This window comes from Chryseobacterium sp. MP_3.2, from assembly GCF_035984805.1.
Taxonomy (GTDB): Bacteria; Bacteroidota; Bacteroidia; order Flavobacteriales; family Weeksellaceae; genus Kaistella.
The window spans coordinates 1-15,787 of sequence record NZ_JAXCHW010000013.1; the positions used below are offsets into that span (position 1 = coordinate 1).

A 15,787-nucleotide genomic window follows, 5' to 3' on the forward strand; every position below is an offset into this window, starting at 1 on the left:
TCGAATAATCCTTTTGAGTGCGCTTTACATAACGCGTAACTTCCTGTTCTTTCATAATGATACTTTTTGTGTATCGCTATTTCAGGACTAGACAACATTTAAATATTTAAACCTTTGTAACTATTACAAAGGTTTTTTTACTAATAAGAAAATATAATACATTTATGAAGATATTATTTACTTTTCTATTTTCTGTTTTTATCATCTATTTTGCTCAGGCACAAACAGTTGTTACAGGAAAAATTGTGGATGCAGATGGGCAACCAATTCCGAGTGCAAGCGTAACGGTAGAAGAGCCAGGACAAGATGCGATCATGGCTTTTTCTATTTCTAATGCTAAAGGAGAATATAAAGTAACCTTCACTTCCGAATCTGGAGATGTAGATCTGAAAATCAAAGCATTTAACCAAAAACCCCTTTTTCGGTCTATCAAAAATCAGTCGCAAAATCTAAATTATACCATGGATTCTGATGCTACAGAAATTAAAGAGGTGAAATTAAAAGCCAGAATGATTACCAAAAAAGGAGATACCATTTCCTACGATATTAAGGCTTTTGAAAGTAAATCTGACCGAACTTTGTCTGATGTTTTAAAGAAAATTCCGGGAATCGATGTGAATCCAGATGGAACTGTTCTTTATCAGGGAGAACCCATCAATAAATTTTATGTAAATGGAAAAGATCTGATGGAAGGTGGTTATGGAACAATAAATAACTCTTTGCCAACTGGAGCTGTACAGAAGATTGAAGTTCTAGAAAATCATCAACCCGTAAAAATTCTTCAGGATAAAGTACCCTCCGAAAATGCTGCCCTCAATATTAAATTGAAAAAAAACGTCACCATGACGGGACGTGGAGAAGTTGGAATCGGATTAAATCCTTTGCTCTGGAATATTAAATTAACGCCCATGTTTTTTGGCCAAAAAAACCAATGGGTAGTGAATTACAAAACGAACAATACTGGAGAAAGTGTAGAAAAAGAAGGAAACCTTTTGGCTTTTGGAAGTCGTTTTGAAGGAAGACGTGGTCAATCTTCGCCAAACACTTGGCTAAATGTAGATAAAGCCGACGTTCCGAATATCCCAGAAAAGAGATATTTGATGAATAATGTGCATTATTTTTCTGCCAATGTTTTAACCACGCCTTTCAAAAATAAAGAATGGGAATTAAAAGCCAATACCAGCTTCAGCAATAATTCCATCAGCCGAGATTCTTACCGAGAAACCACGTATGAGCAGGATACAGATTTCTTTAAAGAAGGAACTATTACGACCTCAGAATCCAATAATTTTTACACCAATGCGGCAAAAGGTGAAATTATCTTCACCAAAAATGCGAAGAAAGGATTTTTTAAAAATACCACCACCTATAATGGCTATTGGAATGAAGACCGTGCAAACAGCGCCACGCGTTTTAATTTCGCAGTGCCACAATCTGGTGTCCAAGATATTTTTTTGAATGAATCTTTAAGTTCGCCCACGGGAATTATTAAAAACTCATTGAGCACCATCATTCCTTATAAAGATAAACTCGTGAATGTTATGAGTTACCTTTCTTACCAGCGAGACCGCCAAAATCTCTCCGCGACAAATGAAAACTTTTTTGATTTGGATCAGATTTTTGACCCTACTTCTCTGGGCGGAAAACACTATGATCGTTTGGATCAAAACGTATCTTCTACCACCATTAACGCAAATCATAGTGCGTCTGTAGGTTTTTCTTATAAAAAATGGACGCTCACGCCAGAAGCTGGTCTTAATTTATCATTTAATGACATGAGTTCTCAGCTTTATGGAGACCGAAGCTTGCTGGAAAGTCGTTTTCAAAATGATTTAGAATGGAATGAAATTAATCCTTATTCGCAAGTTGGCCTGAATTATAAGGGAACCGTTTTTAACTTAAGCGTTAATCTACCGCTCAATATGTATGGCGTAGATTACAAAGATTTAATTAGAAATAAAGACTCAGAAATTAACAGAACCGTTTTTGAGCCTACCTTTTTTGGGAGTTATGATTTCGCCTCTTTCTGGAAACTCTCAGCTTTCGGTGGATTAAATTACAATTTCGGAAGTTTCGGGTCAGTCTATGAAGGTTTGATATTAACCAGTCCGAAAGTTCTTAATTTTAGAGATAGTGACTTTTTGCCAGAAAACAGAAACATCAATTCTTCTGCACGTTTAGAATATAGAAATCCGCTGAACAATCTCTTTTTCAATGTTCGCTACAGTTATAATGACTTCAAGAAAAACATTATTACCAGATCCAGACCTTTTGCTTCTGGAGCTTCCAATGTAACTTTAGCCTTCATCGATAACAATTCTTTTAGCCAGTCTGAAAGTGCAGAAATTGGCAAGTATTTCCCGAAATTTAAAACCAATGCTTCTATTAACTTTGCCAATCGGGATTCCAATTCTTTCAGCATTTTAGTGGATCAAAATAATGTGGATAATTTTATTGAAAGTGAAAATAATACCCAAACTTTAGCCTTTAAATTTAACAACACCTATTTTTCTTGGATGAGTTTAGATTACAATATTTCTTTGAACTGGAATAAGAATACCGACAACTACAGAAATAATGTGAATAAATATTCGGGATGGAATCACAATATGAGTTTGTATTTGTATCCAATAGAAAATCACACCATTGGTTTTGTTTGGGATGATATTTCTACTTCTCAAGGAGATACCACTTTAAGAAATCCCTTCTACGATTTATCTTACCAATATACTTGGGCAAAAAAGAAAATTGATTTCGAAGTAAAATGGTTAAACATTGCGAATACCAGAGCATATGAAACCATTGGATATAATACCACTTATTTTTCTACCACCAGAAACAGTATAGAAATAAGACCAAGTCAAGTGATGTTTACGGTGAAATTCAACTTTAAATAGTCCCAAACTTTAGAAATAGAAATACCGCTCTGAGAAAGGACCGGTAATTTTTTTTTAGGATTTGATTTTAAAAACTTTCGTCGTCTGCACTCGGCCCATAACTTCCGGGCAATGGAATATCATTCAGGCGATAGTAAACACCTAATTGGGCTCTGTGATGCGTTATTTGATTCAATCCATGTCTAATTGCGCCATATTTTGACCACTCCTTTAAAACCTGATCACCTATTCTCATAGACCAAGTTGGTTCCAGATCATTTTCCGTAATATTTTCCAACGCGATTTTTCCAATCTGGTAATCTTGCTCTAATTTTTCTTGAAGGTCAGCTTTCGTATTTAAAACTGCGGGTTTATAATCTCCTGCAACAAAATCCATTTGAGAGGTCTCCAAAATTATTTTCGGCCAGGCGAAAACCTCTACAATGTGCGATGCAAGCGGCATTAATTTCATGCTTTTTTCGTGCGGCGCATAATCATTAAGATGGTCGGGGAAATTATTGATAAATTTTTTTGTGGTTTGGTACTCCTCTTCCAATTCCATTTTAAGGATGTTTAAGCTTTCCATAAGTTGATTTTTATGGGATAAAGTTATCGATTTATGAAATTTTTGCTATCACAAAAACTAATAATATTTAAAAATAAGTGTAACATTAGTCCTCCTTTTTATACTTATTATATAAAATAGAAACAAATGAAAAAATTCTTATCCTTCTTTTTGATCACCGCTTTTTTTGCGCTGCAGGCACAGGAAACCTCGAACAGATTTTTCTATGAGCTTAATTTCAAACCAAAAAAAGGCGCAGAAACTACAGACAAAGTAATGACCATTTTGGACATCACGAAAGATAAATCCATTTACAGAGATTTTACCGTTGTTGCTCAGGATTCAATTATGAAGATTCAAGTAGAAGCCATGCAGAAGTCAGGTACTTTTAAAGATATTTCTAAGACCATGACCATGCCTAAGTTTTCGGAGAAGATTTACAAATTTTATCCAGAAATGAAAGTTCAATATGTAGATCGTGTTTCTAGCGGATTTACTCCCGTAAATATTGGCTATAGTGAAGATTTAAAATTCAATTGGAAAATTGATAATGAAAAAATGAAAATTGGAAGTTACAATACGCAGAAAGCGACTACAGAATTTGGCGGAAGAAAATGGACTGCTTGGTTTGCGGCCGATTTACCATTTCAAGATGGACCTTATAAATTCCACGGACTTCCAGGTTTAATTGTGAAAATTGAAGACGACGCCAAGGATTATTCTTGGGAATTAAAAGGAAACAAACAAGTTCCTAATTTTAATGAAATTACCTACTTAGAGTCCGTAATGCCGGGCGGAAGTGGTGGAAAAGTGCAGGAACTCAGCCGCGAAAAATTCACCAAAACTTTTTCTGATTATAAAAAAGATCCTTTTGCATCCATGAGACCCATGATGTCTCCTCAAATGATGAGTACAAAAATGCCAGGAACAGAAACCACCATTGGTGATTTTATTAAGGAACAAGAGAAAACAACCAAAGAATTTTATGAGGCGAACAACAATCCAATTGAAGGGGAAGTTGCGGTTCCTAAAAAGAAAAAATAAGCTTGTAGAAATACTGATTATAATTGTTGCCGAGGACAAATGTTCTCGGTTTTTCTATGTTTAATTTCTGCAAATCTTTGAAAAAATTCGGTAAATATGATATAATTCAGATATTTACAAGGGTATTTACTGCCTTTTTAGGCGCTTTTTCCCTATTTTCTTATTTAGATTTAATTTAAATAACGTACATTTGCTCCTCAAATATTTTAATCTTGAAGAGAGATATTTCAAATAAATTGTGTTGTTTCCCAAAGGCAAAAATGGGTAAAATTGTAGGTTATGAAAATGATGACCTGAAAATGCCCAATAAGATTATTGAAATGGGACTTTTACCAGAGACCTATTTCAAAATTCTTTATCAGGCGCCTTTTAAGGGTCCTTTGTATGTGGAATTTGGGGATGAAAAAAGCCGAATTGCCCTGCGCGAAGAGGAAGCACAGTTTATCATTGTAGAACACATGTGATGCAAAAAGCTACCCCCATCAAACAAATTCTTCTGGTCGGTAATCCCAATGTAGGTAAATCCACCGTCTTCAACTTGCTTTGTCATAAAAATCAAAAAACCGGAAATTACGCGGGAGTTACCGTGGCAAGTCATACTGGCGATTACGATCATCAAGGCGAAACGGTAGAAGTTGTAGACTTACCAGGTTCCTACAGTATTTATCCAACCTCTGAAGATGAAGCCATTCTCTCCAAATTTTTGGTTGATGAGCAGAAAAATTATACAGGTGTTGTTTATATTTTAGAAGCCCTGAGTATTAAACGTGGCTTGCTCTTATTTCAACAAATCCAGGATCTTGGAATTCCCATTCTATTGGTGGTAAACCAAATTGATCAGGCAGAAAGACGCGGAGTTAATATTGATTTAGATGCGCTTTCAAGGGAATTAGGCGTGACGGTTTTGCAAAGTAATGCGAAAAAAAATCAGGGAATCGAAGAAATTCGTGCGGAAATTTATAAAAATAGTTTCACCGTTTCTGAAAAAGCCTCTTTTGAAGTTCCTGTTGAACAAAAAGGCCTGGTTTTCAAAATATTTTCTGCCACCAAAGAAAGCAATCAGTATAAAATCTGGACTTTACTTTCCTCAGATACATATCTGGGCAAACTGGAAACAGTACATGAGCAAATTAATGATGATGAGGTGAAGTGTTTGGTCCCGAAAAGATTACAAACGCAAGAAACCATCCGAAGATATCAAAATATTGATCGAATTATTTCTAAAGTCCTTTCGAAAAAACCTCAGTTTAAAGAGTTGTTGACAGAAAAACTAGACAAAGTTTTGGTACATCAGTTTTGGGGTTATGTCATTTTTGGAGTAATTCTGCTCATTATTTTCCAAAGTGTTTTTTTCCTTGCAGAATATCCTATGAACTGGATTTCGGATTTTTTCCTTTGGCTATCCAGTTTGGTTAACACCAATTTGCCAGAAGGTCCTGTGAATTCTTTGCTTGCTAACGGAATTATTCCGGGATTGGGTGGAATTATGATTTTCGCGCCGCAAATTGGAATTTTGCTGTACTTTCTTTATCTCTTAGAAGATTCTGGATATATGGCGAGAGTAATTTTCCTCATGGATCGTTTTCTTCGGCCATTCGGACTGAATGGAAAGAGTATCGTGCCATTGGTTTCGGGAACAGCGTGTGCAATTCCCGCAATTATGTCGACCAGAAACATTGAAAATGTAAAAGAGCGCTTGATCACTATTTTGGTTACGCCATTTATGACTTGTGCTGCTCGATTGCCAGTTTACAGTATTATCATCGGGTTAATTATTCCCAATAAATTTTTTGGCGGCATTAGTTACAAAGCTTTAGCCTTAATGGCGATGTATTTCCTCGGATTTTTTATGTCTTTATTGGCAGCATTTGTCCTAAAAAAAATGATTAAAAGCAAAGGAGCTTCTTTTTTAGTCATGGATCTTCCGTCCTATAAATTACCTCTTTTTGCGTATGATTTTAAAATCGTTCTCGGTAAAGTTTGGGAATTTATTACAGGTGCTGGTAAGGTTATTTTTCTATTCAGCATTGTGATTTGGTTTTTCAGTTACATTGGACCCAGCCAAAATCAAGAAGATTTGGTTTCAACCGATGTGAAATTGGAACAATCTTATCTTGCGAAAATGGGTAAATCCATTGAGCCAGCCATTGAACCACTTGGATATGACTGGAAAATGGGAGTTGGTATTTTAACGAGTTTTGTGGCAAGAGAAGTTTTTGTGGGAACCATGTCTACGTTGTACAGTTTAGATGAAGAGGCACCAGAAGGAACGATTATAGAAAAAATGAGGAGTGATGTAAAACCCAACGGAGAAAAAGTCTTCAGTTTTGCTACGGGTATTTCTATTCTTCTCTTTTATGCTTTTGCCATGCAATGTATTTCTACCTTAGCGGTAGTTTACAGAGAAACCAAATCCTGGAAATGGACCATGGCGCAGTTGTTCGGCATGTCTGGCTTGGCTTATATTGCATCCTTAATTGCCTATCAAATGCTAAAATAATGGACAATTCTCTTATTTTTCAATATATCATTATCGCAGCGCTTGTTTTATTTGCGGGCTATTCTTTATTCAATATTGTTGCGGACAGTTTCAGTTCCAAGAAGAAGAAAAAAGGCGAATTCGGGTGTGATCAGGAATGCGGCGGACATTGATCTATTTTATGGTTGAGGTTAAAGGAGGTCATTTCTACTTAGTATAAATTTTGTAAATTTGCCTCTATGGATTCTCTAGTATTTCAATACATCATTATCGCTTTAATTGTCTTATTTGCAGGATACTACCTTTTTAAGATTATTGCCAAAAACCTTGCTCCGAAGCGATTTAAAAAAGGCAAGCCTGGTTGTGATTCAGACTGCGGCTGTTCGTAAAAACACGCATCCTACTTTAATTATTCGTATTTTTGCACCAAATTTAAATCATAGTATAGAATGGCATTAATTAAATCCATTTCGGGAATTCGTGGTACCATCGGCGGTAAAGTTGACGAAAATCTAACTCCACTAGATGTGGTGAAATTTACCTCTGCTTTCGGAGCTTGGCTTCAAAATAATAGAAATAAAAAAGACTTAACGTTAGTTGTTGGTCGGGACGCCAGAATTTCTGGGTCAATGGTCAATTCTTTGGTTACTGCAACCCTTCAGGGTTTAGGAATTCATGTGGTAGATTTAGGTTTATCCACCACACCTACCGTAGAAATTATGGTTCCAGAACTTCACGCAGATGGTGGAATTATATTAACCGCTTCTCACAATCCAAAGCAGTGGAACGCGTTGAAATTACTCAATGAAAAAGGAGAATTTATAACAGGAGAAAATGGTGCAGAAGTTTTAGCTTTAGCAGAAAGTGAAGATTTTGAATATGCAGAAGTTGATGATTTAGGCCAATATGAAACACGTGATGATGCTTTTGATATTCATATTCAACAGATTTTAGACCTGCCAATGGTGGATGCAGAAGCCATTAGATCAAAGAAATTTAAAGTGGTGGTAGATGCAGTAAATTCTACCGGCGGAATCGCTATTCCGCAATTGTTGGAAAAATTAGGCTGTGAGGTAGTAAAATTATACTGTGATCCTACAGGACATTTCCCACACAATCCAGAACCCTTAAAAGAACATTTAGGTGATATCTGTGAACTTGTCAAAAAAGAAAAAGCTGATTTAGGTGTCGTGGTAGATCCAGATGTAGACAGATTGGCTTTGGTGGATGAGAACGGGGAACTTTTTGGGGAAGAATATACTTTGGTTGCAGTAGCCGATTATCTTTTAAGAAATAAAAAAGGAGTTACCATTTCTAATTTGTCTTCAAGTCGTGCAGTACGTGATGTTGCAAGAAATTTGGATTCAGAATATTTCGCAAGCGCGGTGGGGGAAGTGAATGTAGTTACCTTGATGAAAGAGAAAAACGCCGTGATTGGTGGCGAAGGAAATGGCGGAATTATTTATCCTGATTTGCATTATGGGCGTGATTCTTTAGTGGGAGTCGCTTTATTCCTGACGCATTTGGCAAAAGAGGACAAGACCGTTTCAGAATTAAGAGCCACGTACCCAAGTTATTTCATGGGGAAAAAGAAAATTGAATTAACACCAGATATTGATGTAGATTCTCTTTTAACTAAAATGCAAAATGAATATCAAAACGAAGAGATTTCTACCGTAGATGGTGTGAAAATTGATTTCAAAGATAATTGGGTACATTTAAGAAAATCGAATACAGAACCCATCATTCGGATTTATACAGAAGCCTTCTCTCAGAAAGAAGCAGATGATTTAGGCGATCAGATGATTGCAAAGATTAAGAGTTTGATTTAAATCAAATTTCTTAGATTGAAAAATGTTTAAAAAAAATTGTTTGGTCAAAGTTGGCAAGTAAAATTCCAATTTGGATTATAACAGCACATATATATATTGGAAGAATTTTTTGACAATGAACTGGTAAAAAAGTTCGAAGACATGGTAGAAAATAATGAGGAAATATACTTCGAAACCGAAGAATATGAGGACATCATTATTTACTATTTAGAAATGGGCGATATCTCTTTTGCAGAAATGGCCACGAAGTTCGCACTGCAACTTCACCCGCAATCTTTAGAATTAAAAATTAAGAAATTCGAGGTTCTTTTGGAACTCGAAAACTACGTGCAGGCAAAAGAACTCATGCGGGAACTTCAGGAAGCGTCTATGGAAAGCACTGATTTTTTGGTATGTTGTGCCAAATATTACTCTAATCTTGGTAACCCAAGACGAGCCATTACCTTTTGCGAAACAGCTTTAGAATTGGAAGAAGAAGAGAACTTTCTCCACAATTTTATCGCAGATGAATATGTGAATTTAGAAGATCCGTTTAAAGCTTTGAAGCATTATAAACTGGCTTTAGGTTTTGATCAACAAGATGAATATTCCTTAGAAAATGTCATGTTTTGCTACAATCAATTGAACAGAAGCGAAGAAGCAATCGAGTTTTTAAACGGTTACTTGGATCAGTTTGCCTTTTCTGAAACAGCTTGGTATGAATACGGCCAGTTTTACTTCAACCGGAAAAATTACGAAGAAGCCATCCGTGGTTTTGATTTTTTATTGGCGGTAAATTCTCAGTCAGTTGGTGTTTATGCAAATAAAGCGGCGTGTTATGAAGCTTTGGGAATGTGGACGAAAGCCATTGCGGTTTATGAGGAGATGCTGGAATTAGAATACACCAAATCTTTTACGTACTATAAAATTGGACTTTGTTTCAAAGAAAACAAACAAATGGTTTTGGCTTTAAATGCCTTCCAAAAATCCCTCAGAGATGATCCTCAGTTTTATCTGTCGATGATGGAGCAATCCTATGTTTACGAGGAAATGGGCGGCATGAAAGAAGCACTGCATTTCGCCATAGAAGCTGTTTCTTTAAATGATAATAATTTAGATTATCAGAAACGTTTGGCTTTTCTTTATATCGATGCTGGCAAGTTTGAAGAAAGTTTACTTTGCCTGAAAAAATTGGCAGAATATGAACCAACCAGATTTTACAATTGGTACGCTTACTGCGAAGTTCTAATGCTCCTTGGTGAGTTTGAAGAAGCTATTACCGTTCTATTAGAAGCCACGAAAAATCACAATAGAGCAGAGTTGTTTTACCAGTTAAGCAATTGTTATTTTCAGATGAATAATCAGAAAGAAGGGAGAAAAGTTTTGGGAGTTGCCTTGGATTTAGACCCCCAGTTACTAGAAGACATGCAGCAAAAATATCCTTTTATTAAGGAGGAAGTTGATAAAGTAAAAACCAAGAAAAAGTAGTTTTACGCTTTTTTACATAGAAAAACCTCACTCGATTAGAGTGAGGTTTTTCTATGTATAGAGTATCACGCTATTTTGCGCTTTGCTTTTTCTTTAAGGTTTCGCCTTCCAAACCATCTTTAGCTTCATTAAGTTTTAAGACGGCGGTTTCGCCTTCAGACAATTGTTTGTTGACTAACATTTCTGCTAATAAATCTTCAATATACTTTTGGATTGCCCGTTTTAATGGTCGCGCTCCAAAATCTCTGTCCCAGCCTTTATCTGCAATGAATTCTTTCGCATCATCTTCTAGTATTACTTTGTAATTCAATTTTTCTAATCTTAGATACAATTTATTCAGTTCTAGATCAATGATTTTTGCAATGTCTTCTTTTCCTAAAGAGTTAAAGATGACGATATCATCAATTCTATTTAAAAATTCTGGTGCGAAGGCTTTTTTCAAAGCTTTTTCAATGGTACTTCTCGCTCTGGAATCTGAATTGGAATTTTTTGCATTCGTTCCAAAACCAACACCATCTCCGAAATCTTTAATATCCCGTGTTCCAATATTAGAAGTTAGGATAATAATCGTATTTCTAAAGTCAATTTTTCTACCCAAAGAATCCGTGATATGTCCTTCATCCAAAATCTGCAGTAAAATATTGAACACATCTGGATGCGCTTTTTCAATCTCATCCAAAAGGATTACAGCATATGGTTTTCTTCGAACGGCTTCCGTTAACTGACCACCTTCTTCATAACCCACGTATCCCGGAGGAGCACCGACTAACCGCGAAATCGCAAATTTTTCCATGTACTCACTCATGTCAATTCTGATCAGAGCATCATCTGAGTCGAATAATTCCCGCGCCATTACTTTCGCAAGTTCGGTTTTACCAACACCCGTTGTCCCAAGGAAGATAAAAGTACCGATTGGACGGTTTGGATCTTTCAGCCCGGCTCTGTTTCTTTGAATGGCTTTCACCACTTTTTTCACCGCTTCTTCTTGTCCAATTACTTTTCCGTTCAGTTGACCATCCATTTGAGCCAGTTTATCCAACTCATTTTTACCAACTTTGGTAACTGGAATTCCACTCATCATGGAAACCACTTCTGCTACGCTTTCTTCGGTAACCACTTCTTTCTTTTCCTTCACATCTTTGTCCCAGCTCTCCTGCGCAATGTTCAGTTCAATTTGCAAGCGTTCTTCTTCATCTTTCAATTTTCGTGCTTCCAAATAATCCTGAGCTTTCACCGCTTTCTGCTTATTCTCCTTGATTTCTTCAATTTTTGTTTCAAAATCGATGATTTCAGTGGGAACTTTCATGTTTTTGATATAAACACGTGATCCCGCTTCATCCATCGCATCGATGGCTTTATCTGGTAAAAATCGGTCCGTAATATATCTTGCCGTTAAATTTACACATGCCAGAATTGCTTCATCGGTGTAAGTAACATTATGGTGATCTTCATACTTATCTTTGATCTGATTTAGGATTTGAATCGTTTCTTCTACGGTGGTAGGTTCTACCATTACCTTTTGGAAACGTCTTTCTAATGCTCCATCTTTTTCAATGTATTGTCTGTATTCATCCAAAGTCGTCGCACCGATACATTGAATTTCTCCTCTTGCTAAAGCTGGCTTGAACATGTTGGAAGCATCTAAACTTCCGGTTGAACTTCCTGCACCTACAATGGTGTGTAGTTCATCGATAAACAAAATGACATCGCGGTTTTTCTCCAATTCAGTCATGATTGCTTTCATCCGTTCTTCGAATTGTCCACGGTATTTTGTTCCCGCAACTAAACTTGCTAAATCCAAGGTGATTACTCGTTTTCCATAAAGAACGCGGGAAACTTTTTTCTGCTGAATTCTTAACGCTAAACCTTCAGCAATGGCAGATTTACCAACTCCAGGTTCTCCAATCAATAATGGATTATTTTTTTTTCTTCGGGATAGGATTTGAGAAACTCTTTCAATTTCTTTTTCTCTACCAATTACAGGGTCTAATTTTCCATCTCTCGCAAGCGATGTTAAATCCCGTCCGAAATTATCCAAGGTTGGCGTTTTTGTTTTGCCAGTTCCTAGGTTTCCTGTCGGTTTTCTCATTTGCCCGAATTCTTCACGTTCTTCGTCATCATCATACGCACTCATTTTTGGACCTTGCCCAGAATTTTTAAGCATGGCTTGATATTCTTTGGTCACAGTTTCATAATCTACATCATAGGAACTTAGAATATTGGTCGTTGGATCTTCAGATTTAAACAAGATTCCGAGCAACAAGTGAATGGTGTTGATTTCTGCACTTTGATATTGGCGGCATTCTAGTTCAGAGCGTTTTACGGCGTGATCCGCCATTTTCGTAAAGTTAATTTTTTCGCTATCTGCAGTATAAGGGTTTAGACTAACCACAGACAAAGTTTCGATCTTACGTCTAATTTGGGTTAAATCGGCACCTAAATTCTGTAATATTTCTTTCGCAGAGTTATCTGATTTTATCATTCCCAAGAGGAAATGTTCTGTATTGAGGAACTCACTCTGCAACCGTCGCGCCTCATTTTTGCTATGTTTGAATACCTGATCCAAACCGTTTGAAAATTTATGATCCATATTTTTCTTTCTATCTTATTATAAAGGTAATTAAAGTGCTACTATTTCTTACCAGAAGTTACAAATACTTTACCAATTAATGTTTAAAGACTTTATGGCAGATTTAAATTTGACTATCTGCCTGAAAATGATTAGGTTTGTCTCCCTAAAAAAACCTATGACCCCAGAAATTACGAACTACGTTGGCTATGCAGCTTCAGTCTTTGTTGTACTGAGTTTTATTCTAAAAGATATTCAAAAAATTCGCGTAGTGAATTTAGTGGGATGTATCTTATTTGTACTTTACGGCATTTATAGTAATTTCCTTTGGCCAATAATCATTCCGAATGGGATTTTATGCTTTATTCAAGGTTATCATTTGATAAAAAAGAAGTAATTTTCTAAGATGAAAGTTTTAGTAAGCGTTTTTAATAATTTAGCGACGGATCAACGTGTAGAAAAGGTTTGCCGAAGTTTGTTAGAAAATGGTTACGAGGTAGAATTGATTGGTAACAATTGGACCGGTTTACCCGAAATGTCCCGAGAATACTCCTTTTCCAGAATCCTCCTTAAATCCAAAATTTTAAAATTTGCCTATCTGGAATTTCAGTTTAAACTTTATCAGAATTTATTACGAACCACGGATAGAAACACCATTCTGCTCGCTAATGATTTAGATACGCTCTTACCCAATTACTTAATTTCTAAAAAGCTCGGCATTCCTTTAGTGTTTGATAGCCACGAAATTTTCACAGAGATGCCTTCAATTAACGGAAGGTTCACGCAGAAAATTTGGCGAAAATTAGAATCTTGTATAGGGCCAAAAATGAAATACATGATGACTGCGAGTGAAAGCTATGCGGATTGGTTTCACAACCGATATGGAATCCAACGACCTTTCGTAGTGCAAAATTTTCCAAAGCACACTCCCAATCCACAAAATTATCTAGAAGATAATAAGCCAAAAATTATACTCTATCAAGGCGTCATCAATCCTTCCCGCGGATTGGATAAAATGATTCCTGCTATGAAAAATATTCTGGGCGCTGAACTTTGGATCGCGGGTGATGGTCCAAAAAAAGTAGAATACCAAAACCTTTCGAAGTCATTGCACTTAGAAAATCAGGTGAAATTCCTGGGTAAACTTTCGCCTAAAAAATTGAGAGAACTTACTCCAAAGGCAGACATTGGTATAAGCATCGAAGAAAATAATGGGTTGAGTTATTACTACTCCATGCCGAATAAAATATCTGATTATATTCAGGCAAGAGTTCCTGTGGTGGTGTCAGATTTTCCAGAAATGCAAAAAGTTATTGATCAATATCACGCGGGAGAAAAAATTTCAGATTATTCGGAATTGCCAGAAAAAATCCTGAGCGTTTTAGAAAAAGGAAAAGGTTTTTACGAATCCAATTTAAATCATGCGGCTCAAGAACTTTGTTGGGAAAAAGAAGAACAAAAATTATTGACACTTTTTAAGACCGTTAAATTGGCAGAGTTCTAAAAGCGAATTTCTTATCTTTGTACCTAGAAATTTTTAAAAATGACCATCAAAGAAAAACAGCAAGAAATTGTAGAAGAATTTGCCTTTTTAGAAGATTGGGAACAAAAATACGAGTACATCATTGACCTAGGAAAAGAGTTGCCCGGAATTCCTGAAGACAAAAAGAAGGAAGAAAATTTAATTAAAGGTTGCCAATCGAAAGTTTGGATTGATGCTGATTTTAAAGAAGGAAACTTATACTTTAATGCGGATTCCGATGGCATTTTGCCCAAAGGAATTGTCTCCCTATTGGTTTCTATTTACAGTGGGCATCCTACGCAAGAAATTTTGGATTCAGATTTTGCGTTTATCTCCGAGATTGGACTGCAAGAATTTTTATCTCCCTCTCGCGCGAACGGATTAATGGCCATGACCAAGCAAATTAAGTTTTACGCCGTAGCATTTCAACTTAAAACTTGACGAAAATCTTAGCATATCGTTTCTCTGCCTTTGGAGATGTAGCCATGATTGTTCCTGTTTTGCGGGAGTTGCTGGAGCAGAATCCTACTGTAGAAATTGTTTTCGTTTCGCGGAAAAATTTTGCTGATTTATTCAAAGAGATTCCGCGTATTATTTTTAAAGGTGTTGATCTGGATGATTACAAAGGTTTCTTTGGGATGAGACGCCTAAGTAAAGAATTACGCACCCAATTTAATCCAGATTATGTAGCAGATTTACACAATGTTATCCGTACCAAAATATTAGACAGAATTTTTACGCGAAAAGGTTTTGATGTAGCCGTTATTGATAAAGGCAAAGAGGAAAAAGAGCATTTAACAGACGTATGGAATCTGGATAAAGCGCCCCTAAAACACACTACAGAAAGATATGCAGATGTCTTTCGGGAGCTTGGTTTTTCCCTTACTTTATCGCATAAATACAGACCAGAACGCGTGGAAAAATCAGGAATTGGATTCGCACCTTTTGCTCAGCATGAAGGTAAAATGTTACCCTTAGACAAATCATTTGAAATTGCAAAGAAAGTAGCGGAAACGAAGAAAATCTACTTTTTTGGCGGTGGAAAAAATGAGGTTGATATTTTGGAAAAGTGGGCCTCTCAAATACCAAATTCTGAGAACCTTGCGGGAAATTTGACTTTAACGGAAGAATTAAAAAAAATATCCAGTTTAGAAATGATGGTTTCTATGGATTCCGCGAATATGCATTTGGCAAGTTTAGTGGGAACACGCTGTATTTCCATTTGGGGATCAACCCATCCTTTCGCTGGGTTTCTAGGTTATGGTCAAAATGAAAATGATGTGGTTCAAGTAAAAGATTTAACTTGTAGACCGTGCTCTGTTTTCGGAGATAAACCTTGCTACCGTGGTGATTGGGCATGTTTGGAAGAAATTAACTTGCAGCAAATTATGGATAAAATTAATGCCTAAAAAAATTCCTTTCATCAATGATAA

13 protein-coding genes are annotated in these 15,787 nt (G+C 36.3%); 11 read left to right on the forward strand and 2 right to left on the reverse strand.

Annotated features, from left to right (window positions below):
- The first annotated feature begins 164 nt into the window (after nucleotides 1-164).
- A complete protein-coding gene (locus tag RCH13_RS12855; RefSeq protein ID WP_326987651.1) occupies nucleotides 165-2,897 on the forward strand; it encodes a hypothetical protein in 2,733 nt (910 codons plus the stop codon).
- Between the two features lie 67 nt (nucleotides 2,898-2,964).
- On the opposite strand, the gene RCH13_RS12860 is transcribed toward RCH13_RS12855, so the two are convergent.
- Nucleotides 2,965-3,462 (reverse strand): DinB family protein, encoded by a 498-nt coding sequence (locus tag RCH13_RS12860; RefSeq protein WP_326987652.1) that lies wholly within the window; start codon nucleotides 3,460-3,462, stop codon nucleotides 2,965-2,967.
- A gap of 126 nt (nucleotides 3,463-3,588) precedes the next feature.
- Between RCH13_RS12860 and RCH13_RS12865 the strand changes: the two genes are divergently transcribed.
- The 7 genes from RCH13_RS12865 (at nucleotide 3,589) to RCH13_RS12895 (ending at nucleotide 10,263) form a co-directional block, all read left to right on the forward strand.
- Entirely contained in the window at nucleotides 3,589-4,485 is an 897-nt protein-coding gene (locus RCH13_RS12865) for a GLPGLI family protein (RefSeq protein ID WP_326987653.1), read from the forward strand.
- A 260-nt stretch (nucleotides 4,486-4,745) separates the two neighbouring features.
- Nucleotides 4,746-4,949, forward strand: coding sequence for a FeoA family protein (locus tag RCH13_RS12870; RefSeq protein ID WP_326987654.1), 204 nt, complete (start codon nucleotides 4,746-4,748; stop codon nucleotides 4,947-4,949).
- On the forward strand, nucleotides 4,949-6,985 hold the full coding sequence (gene feoB, locus RCH13_RS12875) for a ferrous iron transport protein B (protein ID WP_326987655.1): 2,037 nt from the start codon (nucleotides 4,949-4,951) through the stop codon (nucleotides 6,983-6,985). Before RCH13_RS12870 ends, feoB begins: the two co-directional genes overlap by 1 nt.
- On the forward strand, nucleotides 6,985-7,137 hold the full coding sequence (locus RCH13_RS12880; RefSeq protein WP_326987656.1) for a hypothetical protein: 153 nt from the start codon (nucleotides 6,985-6,987) through the stop codon (nucleotides 7,135-7,137). Before feoB ends, RCH13_RS12880 begins: the two co-directional genes overlap by 1 nt.
- Nucleotides 7,138-7,203: 66 nt before the next feature.
- The gene (locus RCH13_RS12885) at nucleotides 7,204-7,353 is read left to right on the forward strand and encodes a hypothetical protein (RefSeq protein ID WP_326987657.1); all 150 of its coding nucleotides are present in this window, start codon (nucleotides 7,204-7,206) and stop codon (nucleotides 7,351-7,353) included.
- A gap of 60 nt (nucleotides 7,354-7,413) precedes the next feature.
- Nucleotides 7,414-8,796 (forward strand): phosphoglucosamine mutase, encoded by a 1,383-nt coding sequence (gene glmM / locus RCH13_RS12890; RefSeq protein ID WP_326987658.1) that lies wholly within the window; start codon nucleotides 7,414-7,416, stop codon nucleotides 8,794-8,796.
- 96 nt (nucleotides 8,797-8,892) lie between these two features.
- Entirely contained in the window at nucleotides 8,893-10,263 is a 1,371-nt protein-coding gene (locus RCH13_RS12895) for a tetratricopeptide repeat protein (protein WP_326987659.1), read from the forward strand.
- Between the two features lie 70 nt (nucleotides 10,264-10,333).
- On the opposite strand, the gene RCH13_RS12900 is transcribed toward RCH13_RS12895, so the two are convergent.
- Nucleotides 10,334-12,853, reverse strand: a complete 2,520-nt coding sequence (locus RCH13_RS12900) for an ATP-dependent Clp protease ATP-binding subunit (RefSeq protein ID WP_326987660.1) — start codon at nucleotides 12,851-12,853, stop codon at nucleotides 10,334-10,336.
- A gap of 385 nt (nucleotides 12,854-13,238) precedes the next feature.
- Here RCH13_RS12900 and RCH13_RS12910 point away from each other — a divergent pair, with 385 nt between their 5' ends.
- The 3 genes from RCH13_RS12910 to RCH13_RS12920 are packed head-to-tail and all read left to right on the forward strand — an operon-like array spanning nucleotide 13,239 to nucleotide 15,763.
- Nucleotides 13,239-14,336 carry a glycosyltransferase gene (locus RCH13_RS12910; RefSeq protein WP_326987661.1) on the forward strand — a complete coding sequence of 366 codons (1,098 nt, stop codon included), beginning with the start codon at nucleotides 13,239-13,241 and terminating at the stop codon, nucleotides 14,334-14,336.
- Nucleotides 14,337-14,375: 39 nt separating this feature from the next.
- Nucleotides 14,376-14,795, forward strand: coding sequence for a SufE family protein (locus RCH13_RS12915; protein ID WP_326987662.1), 420 nt, complete (start codon nucleotides 14,376-14,378; stop codon nucleotides 14,793-14,795).
- A 44-nt stretch (nucleotides 14,796-14,839) separates the two neighbouring features.
- Nucleotides 14,840-15,763 (forward strand): glycosyltransferase family 9 protein, encoded by a 924-nt coding sequence (locus tag RCH13_RS12920; protein WP_442784634.1) that lies wholly within the window; start codon nucleotides 14,840-14,842, stop codon nucleotides 15,761-15,763.
- Nucleotides 15,764-15,787 lie beyond the last annotated feature (24 nt).